This window comes from Paenibacillus sp. FSL H7-0942 (assembly GCF_045040715.1).
In the GTDB taxonomy this organism is placed as follows: domain Bacteria; phylum Bacillota; class Bacilli; order Paenibacillales; family Paenibacillaceae; genus Paenibacillus; species Paenibacillus amylolyticus.
This window is the reverse complement of sequence record NZ_CP150279.1, coordinates 1,736,099-1,754,283: the sequence shown is the minus strand read 5'-3', so window position 1 is coordinate 1,754,283 and position 18,185 is coordinate 1,736,099. Positions and strand designations below refer to the sequence as shown.

At 48.5% G+C, this 18,185-nt stretch carries 16 protein-coding genes; 5 read left to right on the top strand and 11 right to left on the bottom strand.

The genetic code is table 11. From position 1 onward, the window contains the following. Positions 1–116: 116 nt before the first annotated feature. The 4 genes from recQ to MHI48_RS07810 all read right to left on the bottom strand — a co-directional run bounded on the left by recQ (position 117) and on the right by MHI48_RS07810 (position 6,427). Positions 117–1,997 carry a DNA helicase RecQ gene (gene recQ, locus MHI48_RS07825; protein WP_036610632.1) on the bottom strand — a complete coding sequence of 627 codons (1,881 nt, stop codon included), beginning with the start codon at positions 1,995–1,997 and terminating at the stop codon, positions 117–119. A 356-nt stretch (positions 1,998–2,353) separates the two neighbouring features. Then, complete coding sequence (locus tag MHI48_RS07820) at positions 2,354–2,647, bottom strand: hypothetical protein (protein WP_036610634.1); 294 nt, start codon at positions 2,645–2,647, stop codon at positions 2,354–2,356. Continuing rightward, positions 2,644–4,590, bottom strand: coding sequence for an ABC transporter ATP-binding protein (locus MHI48_RS07815; RefSeq protein ID WP_405143632.1), 1,947 nt, complete (start codon positions 4,588–4,590; stop codon positions 2,644–2,646). Before MHI48_RS07815 ends, MHI48_RS07820 begins: the two co-directional genes overlap by 4 nt. Next, positions 4,583–6,427: an ABC transporter ATP-binding protein gene (locus MHI48_RS07810; protein ID WP_081745935.1), complete on the bottom strand. Its 1,845-nt coding sequence runs from the start codon at positions 6,425–6,427 to the stop codon at positions 4,583–4,585. The genes MHI48_RS07815 and MHI48_RS07810 overlap by 8 nt, the downstream gene beginning before the upstream one ends. Before the next feature lie 90 nt (positions 6,428–6,517). Between MHI48_RS07810 and MHI48_RS07805 the strand changes: the two genes are divergently transcribed. Beyond that, positions 6,518–7,411, top strand: coding sequence for a helix-turn-helix domain-containing protein (locus tag MHI48_RS07805; RefSeq protein ID WP_036610642.1), 894 nt, complete (start codon positions 6,518–6,520; stop codon positions 7,409–7,411). A 119-nt stretch (positions 7,412–7,530) separates the two neighbouring features. Next, entirely contained in the window at positions 7,531–7,959 is a 429-nt protein-coding gene (locus tag MHI48_RS07800; protein WP_405143630.1) for a DUF5412 family protein, read from the top strand. A 348-nt stretch (positions 7,960–8,307) separates the two neighbouring features. On the opposite strand, the gene MHI48_RS07795 is transcribed toward MHI48_RS07800, so the two are convergent. The 6 genes from MHI48_RS07795 to MHI48_RS07770 form a co-directional block, all read right to left on the bottom strand. After that, entirely contained in the window at positions 8,308–8,616 is a 309-nt protein-coding gene (locus MHI48_RS07795; protein WP_405143628.1) for a hypothetical protein, read from the bottom strand. Positions 8,617–8,787: 171 nt separating this feature from the next. Then, positions 8,788–9,918, bottom strand: a complete 1,131-nt coding sequence (locus MHI48_RS07790) for a glycosyltransferase family 2 protein (RefSeq protein ID WP_036669310.1) — start codon at positions 9,916–9,918, stop codon at positions 8,788–8,790. Positions 9,919–10,491: 573 nt separating this feature from the next. Then, entirely contained in the window at positions 10,492–11,238 is a 747-nt protein-coding gene (locus MHI48_RS07785; protein WP_076327221.1) for a bifunctional 2-polyprenyl-6-hydroxyphenol methylase/3-demethylubiquinol 3-O-methyltransferase UbiG, read from the bottom strand. After that, complete coding sequence (locus MHI48_RS07780) at positions 11,225–12,628, bottom strand: nucleotide sugar dehydrogenase (RefSeq protein ID WP_076327407.1); 1,404 nt, start codon at positions 12,626–12,628, stop codon at positions 11,225–11,227. The genes MHI48_RS07785 and MHI48_RS07780 overlap by 14 nt, the downstream gene beginning before the upstream one ends. Positions 12,629–12,703: 75 nt before the next feature. Then, a complete protein-coding gene (locus tag MHI48_RS07775; protein WP_076327222.1) occupies positions 12,704–13,693 on the bottom strand; it encodes an SDR family NAD(P)-dependent oxidoreductase in 990 nt (329 codons plus the stop codon). Positions 13,694–13,711: 18 nt separating this feature from the next. Further along, positions 13,712–14,401 carry a glycosyltransferase gene (locus MHI48_RS07770; protein WP_076327223.1) on the bottom strand — a complete coding sequence of 230 codons (690 nt, stop codon included), beginning with the start codon at positions 14,399–14,401 and terminating at the stop codon, positions 13,712–13,714. A gap of 312 nt (positions 14,402–14,713) precedes the next feature. On the opposite strand from MHI48_RS07770, the gene MHI48_RS07765 reads away from it, so the two are divergent. Next, complete coding sequence (locus MHI48_RS07765) at positions 14,714–15,424, top strand: GT-D fold domain-containing glycosyltransferase (RefSeq protein WP_076327224.1); 711 nt, start codon at positions 14,714–14,716, stop codon at positions 15,422–15,424. A gap of 217 nt (positions 15,425–15,641) precedes the next feature. Here MHI48_RS07765 and MHI48_RS07760 read toward each other — a convergent pair whose 3' ends face one another. Further along, a complete protein-coding gene (locus MHI48_RS07760) occupies positions 15,642–16,049 on the bottom strand; it encodes a hypothetical protein (RefSeq protein WP_076327225.1) in 408 nt (135 codons plus the stop codon). Between the two features lie 190 nt (positions 16,050–16,239). Between MHI48_RS07760 and MHI48_RS07755 the strand changes: the two genes are divergently transcribed. Then, positions 16,240–17,388: an RluA family pseudouridine synthase gene (locus MHI48_RS07755; protein WP_143781381.1), complete on the top strand. Its 1,149-nt coding sequence runs from the start codon at positions 16,240–16,242 to the stop codon at positions 17,386–17,388. Between the two features lie 72 nt (positions 17,389–17,460). Then, positions 17,461–18,039, top strand: a complete 579-nt coding sequence (locus MHI48_RS07750; RefSeq protein ID WP_026081201.1) for a DUF1273 domain-containing protein — start codon at positions 17,461–17,463, stop codon at positions 18,037–18,039. Positions 18,040–18,185 lie beyond the last annotated feature (146 nt).

The window sequence follows — 18,185 nt, the reverse complement described above, 5'->3', positions numbered from 1 at the left end:
ATCAACTTTTTGATCAATTAAGCTTTACGTGTCATGAACTTCAAGACTTGAAATGGCGAATGCAAAAAAATTCTCACTCCATAACGCCAGCTAAACTCGCTCATAATTGATCATACTCACTCATACTCGTAAAACGCATCATCATCTGTATCCACTTCTTCGCCCGATTGCTTCTGGAAAAACTCCAGGAACGGCAGTCCGTACTTGCGGTACTTGACCTCACCGACCCCTTTGATATCCAGCATGTCACGTTCTGTCTGTGGACATACCACACTCATCTCACGAAGGGTCGCATCATTGAAGATAATGTACGATGGCACATGCTCTTTCGCCGCCAGATCTCGCCGGATCAGACGAAGCTGTTCAAATACGGTCTCGTTGACCGCAGATGGCATGGCATCGCGACCACGACGTCCGCCGTAGTTCGTACCCGAAGCCGTTGCCGCTGTCTTGCGGACAACACGCTGCATCACTTCACGCTGGCCTTTGAGCACTTCCACCGCAAGTGGTTGCAGACGAACGACCGGATACTGTCCCTCGGACAGCATCAGATATCCTTCGGATACCATCACGTTGATGATCTCCGAAATCTCACGTTCTGTCCGATTACCCATCACGCCGTAGGTTGGCAGAGAGTTGAATCCATAATCAAGCACCTTTTTGGCACGGGAGCCTTTGAGCACCGAAGCGACCAGCGATACACCATACCGTTCACGCATCCGGTGAATGCAGCTGAATATTTTCTGTGCATCAATCGTCATGTCTACCAACTCGCGGTCGTCCGTACAGGAACTGCAAGTACCGCAAGGTGTATCGTCATGCACCTCACCGAAATAATCCAGCTGCGCACTGCGCAGACAACGCGTTGTGTAACAGTAATCCACCATCTGTTGCAGCTTCCGGTAATCATTTTGTTTGCGGTCGCCGTCCATCGGATTCTGCTCAATCAGGAACTTTTGGGTGATAATGTCTTGTGCCCCGAATAACAGAATACACTGGCTTGGCTCTCCATCCCGGCCTGCACGTCCGGCTTCCTGCACGTATGCCTCCATATTTTTCGGCATGCTGTTATGAATAACGTAACGCACGTTCGACTTATCAATCCCCATCCCAAACGCATTGGTCGCCACCATCACTCGGATATCATCGTACAAAAAAGCTTCTTGGCTCTGGGACCGTTCATCGTCCGTCATGCCAGCATGGTAGCGTCCTGCGGGTAATCCCGCCTGCAACAAACGCTGATGCAGATCGTCCACGTCCTTACGAGTCGCGGCGTACACAATGCCCGGCTCGCTAGCATGCTCGCGCGCATAATTCAGGACAAAGTCCTTCTTGCTCTCGCCGCGCAGCACGCTAAACGCCAGATTATCCCGCCCAAGTCCGGTCACATATGTCTGCGGGTCCTGCAAACGCAGCAACCGCAGAATATCGCCCATGACCTCGGGCGTCGCTGTCGCCGTAAAGGCCGCAACTACCGGCCGCTCCGGCAAACTGTCCACAAACGGCGCTACCGCCAGGTAGCTTGTCCGAAAATCATGCCCCCACTGCGATACACAGTGGGCCTCATCCACGGCAACGCAAGAGATCGGCAAATAGCCCATCTCCTCGCGGAACCAATCCAGCTCCAGTCGCTCAGGCGCGACATAAAGCAACTTCAGCTCACCGCGCTGCGCCGCGCGGATGCGATCATTCACTTCTTTGCCGCTAAGTGTACTATTAATATACGCGGCAGCAATTCCGGCGGTCGTCAACGCATCGACCTGGTCCTTCATCAATGAGATCAACGGGGAGACAACAAGCGTCAGACCCGAATATAACAGAGCGGGGATCTGATAACAGATCGACTTACCGCCCCCAGTTGGCATAATACCCAACGTATCTTCACGTTCCAGCAGACTGGCTACGATCTTTTTCTGTCCCTCACGGAAGTCGGGGTAGCCATAATATTTTTGCAGGAGACCCTGCGCTTCTTCTAATGTAGGTGTTTGCACACTCATGTAAAGACTCCTTACTTATCACCGGTGTTTTTCCACCAGCTTGGTCCGATCCGATTCTGACATCCGAAAGCGGCTCATATCCCGCATCCTTGACAACAAAATGGCGTTCTCATGACTTGTCCGTCAAGCAAACGCCGCTCCCTTTAGTTTAACGGCCCAGCCCCGAATGAGCAACCGCGTTTTACTGTAAAACGTTTGAAGCTTCTTCATTAAAATAAAAACAACCGTCCTGCCCTAGTTGGACAAAACGATTGTTGTAAACTTTTATTCACAACCGACACACTCATATCACGTTAGTGTACCCGTACCCATTCATCTGTTGAAGCTACTATACCTCACAACTTTACAACTTCACTTTAATCTTTCAACGCCTCAACTTCAGACACAGTTATACCACTTGTTTTGGCAATAACTGAAACTTCAATCCCAAATGAGAGCATGTTTTTTGCAATCTCAATTGCCTTTCTTTTTTCCCCTTCTACTAATCCCTTTTCTATCCCCTTAGCTATGCCTTTTTCCGTTGCCCATTCAATCATGGAAGCTTCGTCATGCAAATACTTCTGCCGCTCTTCATACAAACGACGTGCTTCACGATCCTGACTCAAGAACTCCAGCGTATCCATTACTATCTTAACCCCAGATTCATTCATGTTGTATCACCGCCTTTTGCATTCATGCGATAATACAATCCTTTCCTCTGCATCAGTTGTTCATGCGTCCCATCCTCGGCAATTCGGCCATGTTCCATCACAAGGATGCGAGAGCACTGACGAGCTACCTCCATTCGATGTGTGACAAGCAACCCTATGCTGCCTTTCATAAAATTCAGCAAGTGATTCATCACGTTCTGTTCTGTCTGAATATCCAGGGATGACGTTGGTTCGTCCAGAATATTCAGATCAGATGACCTCGTAAAGAGCCTAGCAAGCGACAGTCGCTGTTGCTGGCCTCCAGATAGATTGGCCCCTTTCTCATGCAACATTGCTGCGTATTGTCCTTCCTGTGCCTCAATATATTCATGCAAACCTGCCTGCTCTGCCGCAAACTTCACTCTGTCCAATGTAACGTCTGAACTCAGACGAATATTGTCTTCAATCGTTCCTGTGAAAAAAGTTGGTCTCTGTGGCATATACGTCAGTCTGGATTGGTTATCCATCTCTACATACTCTGCAACATGTTTATCACCCAGTAATACGCTTCCGTTTATTGGCTCGATCAACCCTGCACACACTTGGCACAGTGTAGATTTGCCAGCACCGCTGGCGCCAACTACCGCAACCAGTTCACCAGGAACCAGATTAAGCGTAATTTGATCCAAAATCGTCCGACCACTGTTTTCATCTATTACCGTAACCTGTTGAAGACGTAGCATAGCAATTTCGTTCTCTTTATGTGCCCCTTTTTGTGTACTCCCTTGATCTTGGGTACAAATTCCCTGTGCAAGCTCCTCGTGCTTAGTATTGGATGTGTCTGCCTTCTTGTTCTCCGCCAATTTCAACCATGCAGAGATACGTCCAAATGCACCCACGCTGGCTTGCATCTGACTCCACTGGCTGGACAAGCCGAGTACTGGCCACACCACCAGTTCAAACAGCAGACTACTTGCAACAACCATGCCCGGAGACAAAGTTCCCCTAGCCGCTGACAAAGCAATAAGGAACAAAGCTGCCAATTGAGCCAGACCAAACACCGCCATCGCCACATTATCCGACATGCTCAGGGTCATCTGTAACTTAGCCTGAACACGATTCAGTGATTGCTGTTGTGTCCGAAAACGAGCGAGAAACCACGGTGAAGCATTATAAATCTGAATCACCGGTATCCCTTCAACATACTGTTGAATCTGTTCTTGGGACTCGCCTTCCCTGGATTCGACCTCATCGGACAGATGTAGAATTCGCTGATCATACAACCTCGCCGTGAACCAGATTGCCCCTGCACTTACCAAGGCAATAACCGCAACCCATGCATCTGCTCTGTACAAGTATCCCAGCGATAGAGCAATGATGAATACAACCGTAACACCCTCTGCAATAGCCTCCACAACTTCTGCACCATGCTTCGTGTCTTCCTTGATACGAAGCATCACATCCCCGGACTTCTCTCTGCGCACCCAGGAATAGGGCATCCGGTTTAACAGTTTCAACAGATCCATGGACATATCCCGTTGCATCGATTCCTTGAGCCATACCAGCACATAACGATGCATCGCGAGTAAAACGATAAACCCTGACAGAATGGCGATGAAGATCAACGCTGTAGCGTTTAACTGCTCCTGTCCCCCATCATGAATAGCATCCACGAAGAATCCCTGTACAAAGGCAAGTCCCCAATCAAATACCGCATCTGCTGCGATAAAAATGAGCAAGATCGCTACAGCTAATCCATAAGGCTTCATCCAGCGAAAAATAACGGGCCATACCGTTGCCAATGATACAGCTTGTTTTGGGTCATCTGGAACATCACTTTCGTTCATCTGATGATGAGCTTCTATTTCAGACTTTTCATTTATCTCATATGCTCCACTTTTCTCATGACTGCTTTTCATTTCAACGTCATCGGCATATGCTGCATCTTCGATCTTGTTACTCATGCTGTTCCTCCACTCCCGTATCCTGCTCCGCAATATAACTTCGATATCCGTTTGGACGATCCAGCAATTCACGATGAGTTCCCGTATCTTCGACGCGTCCCTTCTGAATATAGATGACCTGATCTGCCCGTTCTATCAGCGATAATCGATGAGTAACAGCAATAACCGTTGTGCCTTCGTCAGCAGTGATTCGGGCAAAGAGATCATTCAACCGTTGCTCATGCCACGGGTCTTGAGATGACGTCGGTTCATCCAACAGAAGAATATCCGGGTTCCTCAGCATCGCTCTGGCTAAACTAATACGCTGAAGCTCACCACCCGACATCGTCCCGCCTTGTGGCTGAAGCTCTGTCCCATAGCCGAGCGATTGACGCATAATCGCGTCATGTGCATACGTCATGTGGGCCGCAACCTTTACTTGATCGGCAGATATCTCCTCTTGTCCAAAAATAATATTCTCTTCCACTGTTCCTGTGAAAATAAAGGCTTGTTGCGGAACATACACCTGATTGACATTCGCTGTCTGAACTTCGTGCATATCCTTCAGTGAATTCTTCTGATTCATGACCTGGATCGAACCAGTAACAGGTGTATCTAATCCGGCTATTAATTTCAATAACGTGGTCTTCCCGCACCCACTTGGCCCCGTGATTACAGTAAGCTTTCCTTTCTTAGCCTCAAAAGAAATATCTGTTAACACTTCTTCTTGCTCCGCATACCTGTAAGACACATGCTGCACGTTGATGCCAGCCGGTTTAGATTGTTTTTCAAGCTGGCCTAAATGCGTATCGGACCGTACATATGTATTTGTACCGGTATTAGCAACCGTGTTCTTTCTCTCCAAATCCAGCACCTCAAAGATTCTGGACGCATGAGAAGCCGAACCAATAAAATCATTCCACAACCCAGATAACGATTCAATCGGACGTGTTAACTGACTGCTTGCTACCAGAAAAGCTGCCAGTCCGCCTACATCCATATGTCCATTCAGGACCTGCATGCCGCCTAGATAGAGAATCAGAATCATGCCACCATACGTGGAGACCCGTCCGGCTGCTTCCGAAAGTCGTTGTAACACAGATACGGACATCGTATATCTGAACACTTGATCCATTCGACCTTTAAATTGATGGTGTACATAACCCGCGAGTCCGTAACTTCGGATCTCAACCGGGGCTTGGATGATTTCAGTCAGTATCTCATCTCTTGACGCTGCGCTGGCATTCAACTGATCATGCTGTCTTTGTAGACGTTTACCAAGTCCTACCGTTACAAGAGGATAGATCAATGTGAATGCAATGATAGCCAACGACAGCGGCAAGTTCACCCAGCTGAAGTAAGCAAAGGCAAGAATCAGCTGAATGATATTTTTGGCGAGTTCAATGCCATGTTGGTTGATCCCCTTCTGTGCTTCCTTGGCTGAAGTCCAGACCCTAGAGGTTAGGTCACCCGTATGATAATGCGCCAGATCACGTGTCTCTGTGTTGCTAAAGGATGAGAGCAGTAGAGACTGCACAGACAATAATGTCTTTTGCTGGAATAACGTCTCGACCCTCGTCATGAATGCGGTTACAATCAATCGTAATACTACAATGCTAACGCCTATGATCAACCCTGAGTAGAGTAACGAAAACTGTGCTTCAGTCGCGCCTTTGACCAGTCTTCGGATCGATTCCAAATAACCGACCTCAATCAGGGAGACCACACATGCGGCGAAAAGTAACAGAATGATGAACATACGGTACTTGCCCGTTAGTGTCCATAATCGAGTTAACATGCCTAACGTTGTATAATTTTTTTTGTCAGCAAACATGGATGCTTTCTCCAATCTTGTCATTAAATTATGTACTTGGTTATGATATCATCGGTGATAAGGAAAAAATGAACATTTATTGCTGTAAGTACTATTAGAAGTAGGGAGATTGATATGCAACATGATCTGCTAGACACATTGGATAAGCTATTCGACTACATAGAAGACCATATTCAAGACAAATTAACGCTGGATCATCTGGCATCTGTGACTCATATATCCAAATTCCACCTGCATCGCATGTTCAAACATGTCAGCGGACAATTGCCTGGAGAATACATTCGCTCACGCAAATTGGCACGCAGCCTGGAGCAATTGGTGAACCTGAATTGGAAAATCATCGATATCAGCGGACATTACGCTTTTGAACATGAACAATCCTACATACGTGCTTTCAAACAAGCCTTCGGCATTACCCCCCTGCAGTATCGCAAACAGGGAGCTGGAGACCTTGAATTTACAGCCCGCATGACTTCGTCCATGATCACAACGCTTCCATATGGATACATTTTCAAACCAACGTATGTACGAAAACCGGCTATGAAACTCATTGGGCAACGGTCCCACATTCGGTATGCAGATAACGAAGAGCACTATGAAGCCAATTCAGCAGGCAACGACTTTTTTGACAAACACTTTCATTCGATTCCTAACGTGCTGCAACCCAACGTATATATCGGATTTACCAATGAAATTAACGAGGATTACAGTACATATCAGCCGTCTGTAGAGGTCACCAGTCTGGATCATATCCCTGAAGAACTGGACGGAATTGAGGTCCCGGCCAACCAGTATGCCGTATTCAAATTTGTCTGTGATTTCCACCCAAGTCTGATCAACATTGATCATCTGGACAGTGTCTGGACATTTATCGATGAATATTGGCAGAGCCATTCGGGGTATGAGAAGAGTGATCCCTACTATTTTGAAAGAATTGATGGCAGTCTGGCTCAGGACCACTACGGAGAGTTGGACATTTATATTCCTGCAAAGCAAATTTCACTGTAAGCTGCATATGGAGGTTCAACCTTATGGACTCAAATACTCAAGCTAATTCAAGTTCATCCAATACAAATTCTCGCAAATCTTGGATACGTAGACACCCTATTCTCACTACATTTACAATATTGATTCTTATACTGTTCGTTGCCGTATTCCTGTATTTCTGGCTCCGTCCATACTTCTCTACGTTTGACCGTTCTGAGAAAGGAGAATTAAGCTATTCCATGCCTTCACGTAATGGTGAGTATACTGCTGAAATTTACGGTGTACCTTACGGTGGTGCGACAGGCGGCGTTACAATCTGGGTCGATGTTAAGAAGACAAATGCACCTGAGGACGCCACAGTAAAAACGATCTATCGTGCCAAGCACCACGGAAATAACCATCTCGAATGGGACAGTGAAAACACACTTCGGATTGAAAACTGGAATGAATATACGGATGAGACCATGACCCTCAATATCGATGACGAAATATATGATGGCTGGGGCTGGGCTTGCAAAAGCTTACGAATGAAGGACAAGTCTGTGCGATGCCCGGCACCCGAAAAGTAAAACATCTTAGCAACATAGTGTAAGTCTAAAACGCGCGAAGTTCCATCATGATGCGTAATCTTCACTGCACCGCATGTCAAAAGTCCCAATGCTCTGTATGCCTTGTGAAAATTTCACCAAATGCTACTTTCATTACACCATGGCAGGAGATACACGCAGCACGAGAAGCATTAAAAGCCCCTCTCACCGACTCTTTCGGCTGAGCGGGGCTGCTCTTGTTCTGCATTTTATCGTTTATTTACTTATACTTTATTGTGATCTAATATGCTTGTTCACTAACAACTTCGTAGCTATCGGACTTTAAACATATGGCAGCATCATATTTATCTATTATATCTATTCTACCTCTTAATCCTCTTCTGCTTCTGCTTCTGCTTCTGCTTCTGCTTCTGCTTCTGCTTCTGCTTCTGCTTCTGCTTCTGCTTCTGCTTCTGCTTCTGCTTCTGCTTCTGCTTCTGCTTCTGCTTCTGCTTCTGCTTCTGCTTCTGCTTCTGCTTCTGCTTCTGCTTCTGCTTCTGCTTCTGCTTCTGCTTCTGCTTCTGCTTCTGCTTCTGCTTCTGCTTCTGCTTCTGCTTCTGCTTCTGCTTCTGCTTCTGCTTCTGCTTCTGCTTCTGCTTCTGCTTCTGCTTCTGCTTCTGCTTCTGCTTCTGCTCGCAATTGTGCCTTACACTCTATCTCCACTCAACCCTTATTTTCACTGATCCGCCCTATCGCATCCTACCAGCAACGGATTAGTTTTTGTGTTATTTCACTTCTACTTCAATCTATTTTCTCTATCTCTACTCCCGCTTCAAACCCTTCTGTCCTCATCTGTCCCAGTTCGTCTCCCTACTTACGCGGTGACACTTCACCACGTTCTTCCCGCTCCTTCATCTCCTTGCGTACCACCACTTCGAGCTTCTGCCGATTAGCAAGCAACCCGGGATCGTTGGGCAAGTACTCACGGGCTTTGGTGTTATGCATGAGTGCCTGCTCCCAGTTGCCCAGATGGGCATAACAAAGGGATAAACGAGCATGTGGCAGCCATGTACGGCAAGCCCTAGGCACCGGGCGCAGACCCGGATCGCGGCTGCTCACGTCCACCGCCTGCATATACCAGTAGATCGCCGAGACGGGTTCCTGCCGTTCATGGAAACAGGCCGCAATAGCGCAGCAGAAATCGGCATGTGGCAGATCATACTGGAACGACTGCAGCAATGCTCCGAGCTTACGGCCCGGCTCACCCAGTCGTTCATAACATTCCGCCAGCCGCGCGCAGGCAATCAGGCGATCCTCGCGGTAACCGCTTGGCTGCTCCAGAAGCTTCGTGTATCCGCGTGCCGCCGCCGCATAACGCTGGCGGTCATAACACTCGCCTGCATAATAGAACAGCAGGCGACCTTGGGCTACGCCCTCTTCGACGATCCATTTGCGCAGAATGCGCACGTTTCGCGCCGAATGATGTCCCGCTTCGCGGCGATGCGTGACGGCAATATCTGCCGTAATGACCTCGCCCCGCGGAAAGCTAAGCTGCTCGTGCAGCCGGCCATGCCAGCGGCACCCGGCATCCCGCTTGACCAGGCGAAGGCGTCGGTCCGTCACAAGTGGACTCCCCTCCGCTCCCTCGGCCAGCGTGTAGTTCAAGATCACAGCTTCCGTCTTCCCCCCTGACGGAAGCTGCTGCTTCAACACCTCCAGCTTCGCCCGTTCCGCGGGCAGCAACACATCATCCGCATCCAGCCATAGGATATACTCCTGCGTGGCCTTGGCGAATGACTCATTCCGCGCTGCGGCAAAGTCTTCCTTCCATTCATACGTGTAGACATGGTCGGTATACTGCGCAGCGATGTCCATCGTGCGATCCGATGAACCGGTATCCACAATGACGATCTCGTCCGCGATGCCGGCAACCGAGTCCAGACAGCGCGCCAGCGTGCGTTCCTCGTTCTTCACAATCATGCACAGACTGATGGTGATCACGTTTTGAGCCCCTTCCTGTCGTACGCGTATTACGAAATGTCATAACGATTTGCTTTTGTTGGTTAAATACTCCGAACAAAGTACTATCATAAGTTGAACTAAAAGAGATTTGCACTGGACACTCCGATGACAGAAACTTTCCGATCGTTGTTAGTCCCATTTTTTTGATTCCTTTTATAAAGGGTAAATCCGGGGATAAAGGCGAAGCATATGCTTCCGGTGCATCTTTCATTCAGAACGCTTTTAGCTCAGCTTCTTGATATTCTTTTTGTCTTCTCCGTTTCGTGTAAATGTTTAATCCAATTTATTTGGTATTGGTATTGATCACGGAATTCATTTCATCTTCACTGTGGCTAACGAACTGAGGTGACGCTATTTGGTGTATTTCAGCCACCTGGTAAATGTAACGAATCTGAGACCCGCTATTCTCGCATTATAGGCATCCATTCGTCGTTTATCGCAGCTTTCAGATGAAATAGCGCCGCTGAGATTCGTTACATTTCTCATCTCGTCTAATTCATCAAAATAAGACGTGTGAGATTCGTTAGAATACCCCTGCCCTTGCCGCTGTTGCTACCCTTCCCCACTCTCCTGACGGCGAAGGCGTTTCACCTGCTCCACCGCACTGTCCAGTGCCTTCTTGCGCTGCTTCATTACGCGGAGGTGCTGATGTTCCACCTCGGCAAAATGGACATGATCCAGCTCCATCCACTCCAGCAGTTGGTCCAAAGTCGGCGACATATGCAGTTGTGAACTCCGCCGTTTGCGGGCCACGCAACATAGATATTTATGATGAACTTCGAGTTTCAAGACTTCAAAATACGGCATTAGGGTCATCGCCAGACTTCCCGCATAGAAGGTCTGCTTGTGGTCATAGAACGGGTGATGCCCATACGGCACAGTCACAACCAACGTCCCATCTTCTTGCAACAGCCGATGAATCTGGATCAACAACGTCTCCGGATGAGCAAAATGCTCCAGCACTTCTCCAAGCAGCACAGTATCAAAGGTAGTCCTTACTTTCCATTGCGTAATATCCAGCATTCTAAAATCCACATTGTTCCTAACTGGCCGAGACTCTTTGGCAAGCTCAGCTTGCGCATATCGAACACTTTCTTCTTCCAGATCAATCCCTGTCACACGAAATCCTTCACGTGCCAGCAGAATGGATGTAATGCCCTGACTGCACCCGACATCCAGAATGCGTCTGCCTGTCGCCTCACGGCACATCCAGTGGATACGCGTTCTCGTCGCTTCATGAGAATCTTCCGAATTAATCTCGCCGTAGTAGCGTTCACTCACTCGATCATGATTCGCCATAGGTTTCTCCCGTTTTCACTCGGTGAACCGGCTGACCCAGCACCACAATATTCCCCCCGTGGCATCCGGCCGTTGCATTGCGTGTATCGAAGATCAGCTTTGCATGGTCTGCCATCTCCTGATAATCGAATGCCGAATGATCCGTGGTGATGATCACCAGATCAGCTCCTGTCCACAATTCCGGCACCGCTGGACAAGAGTGCAACACTGTACCGTCATCCTTACGGAAGACAGGCACCATTGGATCGGTGAAAACTACATCTGCACCCGCTGCGCTTAGCAGCCGATAAACGTCCAGCGCTGGCGATTCACGCAGGTCGTCAATGTCTTTTTTATAAGCCATACCCGCGAGTACAACACGTGCTCCTCGCACAGATACACCATTCTGCTCCAGCAGCTCCGCGGCACGTTTCACCACTCTCTCTGGCATTTGCCGATTGGTTGCATCCGCCAGCTGGATGAATTGCAGCTCCGATCCCTGACGGTTCGCAGCCCAGGACAGATAGATCGGATCGATTGGGATACAGTGCCCGCCGATGCCGGGACCGGGATAGAATGGCATATAACCAAACGGCTTGGTCGCCGCCGCATTCAGCACCTCCCAGATGTTTACACCCATCTGTTCACAGGCCGGAGTCAGCTCATTCACGAGTGCAATGTTGACACTGCGAAATGTATTTTCGAACAGCTTTGCCGTCTCCGCTACCGTTGTTGAACTAACCGGAACAACTTCGTTGAGGAACGAGCCGTAGAACTGTTTACCATAATTCAGACAAGCGGGTGTGGAGCCACCAATAATCTTCGGGGTATTTTTCACACCATAATGCACACTGCCCGGATCTACCCGCTCTGGAGAATAACAGACGTAGAACTGTTCTCCAGCTCGCCAGCCGTTTGCCGCTTCAATCGGTTGTTTCACACGTTCCTCCGTTGTGCCCGGATAGGTCGTGCTTTCCAATATAACCAGGCTGCCCTCCTGCAAATAAGGACTCATGCCATCCACCGCCGCCGAAATATACGAGATATCCGGTTGATGCTCGGCAGTCAGCGGAGTGGGCACACAGATTACAATGACATTGGCCTGTGCCACCGCTGCATAATCGGTGCTTGCCGTGAATAATCCAGCCTGCATAAGCGACTGCACAACATCATCTTCTATACCTATGACATACGAATTCCCGGCGTTCAGCTTGGCTACCTTGGAAGTATCGATGTCAATCCCGTGGACTTGATAACCTGCCTGTGCCATCTCTACAGCCATGGGTAAACCAACATAACCGAGACCAATGACAACAGCTTTTAGGGAGCGGTCATTAATATGTTGTATTAGGGTACGTTGCTGTAACTCTTCATTACCTTCGTGCTGGTTGTGTTGATGATTTTCTTCCATTCCTTCCACCTCCAAACGCTCCGCCTCCCCTCGGTGGGTGTGTCTGAAAACTCCGAACGAGTTTTGAGACACACCCTAATCGATATAGCCACCTGCACGCAAAAACCGGGCAATCGCTGGTTTGTTCATCATGGCACTGTCCGAGCGATACTCGGAGAAGTTCACACGTGGCAGACTGCTGTACTGATCCGTCAGGCTCTTGTCCTTGTGCTCCGGCAGGATGACATAATACTGTGCATCGTATTGGTACGTACGCGGCGCTTCAAAGGGCGAGATCAACACTTCATGCAATTTCTCGCCTGGACGTATTCCCGTCACCTTATAATCGAAGGATGGACGACCTGCCTGTTCCAACATGACGGATGCAAGTTCCGTCATCTTGCAAGCTTTCATTTTCATCACAAAAGTCTCTCCGCCCACAGCCGCCTCAGCCGCCTTAAGAAGTAAATGTATAGCTTCGGTACGCGTCAGGAAAAAACGGGTCATGCCTTTGTCCGTAATCGTCGGGCTTTTGCCTTCATTGATCTGACGACGGAACAAGGGCACGACACTGCCGCTGGTTCCAAGCACATTGCCCCCGCGGATGCAGACAAACCGGGTACCTTCACTTAGCCAGTTGGCACGGATCATCATTTTTTCACCCAAAGCCTTTGTCATGCCATATACGTTAATCGGATCTACCGCCTTATCGGTGGACACATCGATGACTTTGGCAACCTGCATACGTATCGCAGCCCGAATAATATTCTGGGTACCGATCACATTGGTCTTGAACGCTTCATCAGGCTGGTCCTCGCAGACCGGAACATGCTTCAGCGCAGCCAAATGGAAGAGCACATCCACACCTCTGCATGCATCTTCCACTGCCCGATAATCGCGGATATCCCCAATGATGAATCGCAGACGCGGATCATGGTTGAACTCTCGCTGCATCGCAATCTGGGCGTATTCATTACGTGACAGAAGGCGAATCTCAGCCGGGTCCTGCTCCAGCAGTACCTCAGTCAGCTTTTGACCCCAGGAGCCCGTGCCTCCAGTGATCAGAATCGTTTGTCCTTGAATCATGGATGAGTCCCTCCCTGATCAGATCATGAATTCGCGTAGTACCTGTGCCATCTCATCCCGGCTTAACCGGTCTTTGGGCGGTACCTTTTTGGTTGAAGTATTGCTCGAATGCACGATGTTGACATAATTGCGCGGAGCAAGCAGCTCATGCGGAAGTTCAATGACATTGCCATGTGTACCTCTGCCCGGAAGCTTGACCCGGTATCCTGCTGCGTATTCGGCTGTCTTATATAAGTAGACATAGAACTGTGGAGAACGGTGAAACGCTGGGGCCATCTCGTTATTCACACTGTCCCACAGATATCCGTTCTGGTTAATCAATGCCATCGTCTGTTGCTGTGGTTGAATATCGTAGAGCTGTTGAACAAAGGTTTTATGGTATAAATCATCCGAATCCAGACGGGCAATATAGAGTTGCTCCGAACCATTGGCAAACGCCAAAATAGCACGTACACTCTCCATATTGGTTCCAAAACGAATATTGGAAGGAAGCGGCTCCTGACCCGCCAGAATCTCCTGCATTAATTCCCCGGATTCCTTGGACAACTTCACCACTGTGAGGAAATCCTGATTCGTCTGCGCCTTCAGGCAATGCAATGTGAACGTGCGGAAGATGCTCATCCGACGCTCCAGCCATTCCCGCGTTAATCGCTGCGGGTCCATCCCATAATTGTTGAAGTTAATCTCAATCACAACTTTCCTGGACATAACATTCCTCCTCATGAACGCTGCAAGTTCCGTTTGTCGGATACAGACTGTTTTCATAGTTTTGATGCCGTCTTCCTATGAAAATCATCTTCTATCTATCTGATCGCTTACAAGCGATATCTCGCTTGTGAATCCAGCACTCTATATCGTATGAAACGTTGATAGAAGCGGTACCGACAGATGTACTAACTTTCATATAAATAGATTGATATTCAACCAAGGATGGCGCCCTTTGGGTCGAACGTACATATCGTTACGGTAGTCGCAACATAGAATAGAACAGTTCAATTTTCAAAGGAGGCAACCCATCACATGAATTCGATCTATCTTGAAATGGAAGGTGTGCTTGATCAGCTCGAAGCGGCACTTCGGGAACACCGACCGCTGTCTCTTGTAAGAGTCGGTGATGGCGAGAATATCGTCATGTCTCAAGAAACCGTATGGCCCACGGAACAGGTCCTTCAGGAGCGTTGGGCCAAGAAAGCCAACCTAGGGCAAAAGGGACTTCGTCTTCCCAACCCGAAACTACGGGATGAAGTCGCCGCTTCCTTGCAACGTGCCGATATCGTGGGCATTCTTCCTCGTGGTGACAGCACCATTAATGCTCCCGATTATCTCAAAAGACCCCTGACCGACATGGTATTTGCACACTTTGGCATCTCTCCTCCGATGACTTGTCATGCCTGTGTTAATCGGGAACTGGCGCAGAACCCGCGTTTCTGGCAGATGCTTGCAGGCAAGCGTGTGTTACTCGTTACTCGTGAGATTGAGGCACTGCGTGTCATGCTCGAACGTGATCCGTATAATCTGAACATTGTGACTGCCCTGCCCTTTGACAGCTATGATCAAATGGATGCAACGCTGCACTGGATTCAGAATAATCAACATACCTTCGATGTCGCTCTCTTCTCCTGTGGCGTCAATGCGGTTATCCTTGCGGAGCGAACAGCTGCACTCGCAGGCAAAGTTGCTATCGACTTTGGCAAAGCCAACAACATCATTCTGAAAGGCCGTGCCAACTGATCATGGACAGTTTCAAACTTTAGATTCGTGATTTGTATTGAAACGTGCAGATGCTTGTACGGCAAAAACCCCCGACTTCTTAAGCCGGGGGGTTCTTGCTGAGCGCTAGTCGAAACCTATCGCTGCATTGTCTTGCGTCTCTGGGGTATGAAGCGAACTCTGCCGTCAACAGAAGTGATGACGAAGCACTCTGCCTGTTATATTTCGCCTTTCACTACTAACCGGTGGCTGCAATACCGTATAACATCTCCGGCCCGGTTCTTACTGCTGTGGACACCCCCGAGATGAACGAAGTATACACACTTTCCAATGCTGGTGGTGCAGACAGATCCTGAGCTGTGAACGAATGGAATTCGGCACCTCCGTTCTGTCCAATCGTACCTTCAGCACGGTAGATGATATAGAAAGGATCATATAAAAAACCTCGCACAAGCTCCACAACAAAGGTATCTCCCAGTTCCCCCGTAACACCTACTGTCCCGTTCAACGTAATAATGGGATTCACCACACCCTGCGTCTGTAGACCAATGGTGCCAAAAGCTGTCGGGGAATCTGACAGTGACAAACCGGGCTGTCCTACGGTTGCCGAGTTCATCGAAGTTCTCATATCGAGAAACACGCCCATGAGTAACACCTCCAATGCTATGGGATACCCTATCCTATGAATCTCACTACTCTTATGATTGGATGTATAGCAGATTGTATGAACCTATTTTTATTTGTCGACTGTTAATGGTATATTGAACTGCATAACGAAAATGAACGGATCGTATGCACACAAGCGGTACAGGCTGTTCAGAAGGAGATTATTATTCATGAATAAACGCAAACGTCCAACCAGCAAGACATCGGCCTCGGCCAAGGGGAAATCTTATACAGGTTCATCTTCAGCACGTTCCGGCAAGTCCAACTTCTCATCTGCCAAAACATCAGGTGCTTCCGCATCACGCAATACAGAGGAGAATAAGAAGCCAATAACCGCGAAATCATCGGGTGCACCCAAGAAACCTGGAGGCAACAAACCCAAAAATGCCAGCGCATCCAAACGACCAGGCAATTCCTACTATCGCAAGCAGGAACCACCACGCCAGTACAAAGTAACTGAACCGGATGAACTGTTGAACTTCCTGTTGCAGCATTTGAAATCAGGACGGAACGCAGTGAAGTCCATTCTGGGTCGTGGACAGGTATCCGTGGATCAGAAGGTCGTGACCAAGTTTAATGAAGCGCTGACGCCAGGTCAGATTGTCTACATCCGAAAAGAAGGTGCAGTCGCTGCTCCATCCTTGACGGGAATTAACATTTTGCATGAAGACGATGATATCATTGTGATCCGCAAGGAAGCCGGACTATTGTCCATTGCCGCTGACAAGACAGATGACCTGACGGCTTATCGCCAACTGACAGAGCATGTACGCCGCACCAATCCGCTCAACCGGATCTTTGTTGTCCATCGTCTGGATCGGGATACATCGGGTGTGATGATGTTTGCCAAAAGTGAAGAGGTACAGCAGAAGCTGCAAAACAACTGGAAGGAAAATGTGCAGGACCGCGTCTACGTTGCCCTTGTTGAAGGTTCGGTAGCCAAAGAAGAAGGCACCATCTCTTCCTGGTTGAAGGAAACCAAAACGCTGAAAATGTACTCCAGCTCTCGTCCGAATGATGGACAACATGCCATTACACATTACAAACGTCTGAAATCGAACCGTGAGTTCTCCTTGCTGGAAGTGCGTCTGGAGACAGGGCGTAAAAATCAGATTCGTGTGCATATGGAAGATCTCGGACATCCGATTGCCGGTGACAGAAAATATGGTGCACGCACAAGAGACCTTGGCCGTCTTGGACTTCATGCACGTATACTCTCGTTTATCCATCCCACAACGGATGAGTTAATGTCATTCGAAACGGATATTCCAAAGCCATTCTTGTATCCGTTCCGTGCAGAAACTCCACCCGCGAAATAACTGCACCTCTAATGTGTGCATATATAGAAAATTCACTGATCGATTGATCATGCCTGAAAGGAGGAACGGACACTGAAAAACCTGTTAATCACCGGTTACCGGGCACATGAATTGCAGATTTTTGGACAGAAACATGAAGGTATTCCTTTTATCAAAAAAGCCATCTCCTCCCGTCTCACACCCCTTGTCGAGGATGGTCTGGAATGGGTGCTGACGCCGGGACAATACGGTGTGGACCTGTGGGCCTGCGAAGTGGTGATTGATCTAAAAAAGACGTATCCACATCTGAAGCTGTCGATCATCACTGCCTTTCAGAACCCGGAGGAGCAATGGAAAGAAGACAAGCAGGAGTATTACCGTTCCATCCTCTCGGGTGTGGACTATTACGGTGCGATTAGCAATCAACCTTATATCGGGCCGTGGCAGTTCACTGCACGGGATGACCTGTTGCTACGTAAAAGTGACGGTCTTCTACTCGTCTATGACGAAGATGCCGGTGAAGGCAGTCCCCGTTTTGTGAAGGAAAAAGCCGTGAAGAAACAGCAGAACGAGGACTATACAATCATCAGTGTCACTTCAGAGGATATTCAATCTGTAGCTGAGGATGAGCGCATGAACGATATTGCGGACTTCGACGATTCTTCATTCTGAAAAAATGCAGATTATCTGAAGTCCTTTCATGCATAGCTGTGATCAGAGGAAAATCGTATTTTGAATGACGTACATATGTTTTTTTTCGAGGCAGGTTGGGTATAAGTAGTATTATAACTGCGATGATATGTCGTATGGGATAAGGG

Bases quoted from the DNA above. Each gene is read 5' to 3' on its own strand.
- recQ (WP_036610632.1), bottom strand. From the start codon at position 1,997: ATGAGTGTGCAAACACCTACATTAGAAGAAGCGCAGGGTCTCCTGCAA.
- MHI48_RS07820 (WP_036610634.1), bottom strand. From the start codon at position 2,647: ATGAATGAATCTGGGGTTAAGATAGTAATGGATACGCTGGAGTTCTTG.
- MHI48_RS07815 (WP_405143632.1), bottom strand. From the start codon at position 4,590: ATGAGTAACAAGATCGAAGATGCAGCATATGCCGATGACGTTGAAATG.
- MHI48_RS07810 (WP_081745935.1), bottom strand. From the start codon at position 6,427: ATGACAAGATTGGAGAAAGCATCCATGTTTGCTGACAAAAAAAATTAT.
- MHI48_RS07805 (WP_036610642.1), top strand. From the start codon at position 6,518: ATGCAACATGATCTGCTAGACACATTGGATAAGCTATTCGACTACATA.
- MHI48_RS07785 (WP_076327221.1), bottom strand. From the start codon at position 11,238: ATGGCGAATCATGATCGAGTGAGTGAACGCTACTACGGCGAGATTAAT.
- MHI48_RS07780 (WP_076327407.1), bottom strand. From the start codon at position 12,628: ATGGAAGAAAATCATCAACACAACCAGCACGAAGGTAATGAAGAGTTA.
- MHI48_RS07775 (WP_076327222.1), bottom strand. From the start codon at position 13,693: ATGATTCAAGGACAAACGATTCTGATCACTGGAGGCACGGGCTCCTGG.
- MHI48_RS07770 (WP_076327223.1), bottom strand. From the start codon at position 14,401: ATGTCCAGGAAAGTTGTGATTGAGATTAACTTCAACAATTATGGGATG.
- MHI48_RS07765 (WP_076327224.1), top strand. From the start codon at position 14,714: ATGAATTCGATCTATCTTGAAATGGAAGGTGTGCTTGATCAGCTCGAA.
- MHI48_RS07760 (WP_076327225.1), bottom strand. From the start codon at position 16,049: ATGGGCGTGTTTCTCGATATGAGAACTTCGATGAACTCGGCAACCGTA.
- MHI48_RS07755 (WP_143781381.1), top strand. From the start codon at position 16,240: ATGAATAAACGCAAACGTCCAACCAGCAAGACATCGGCCTCGGCCAAG.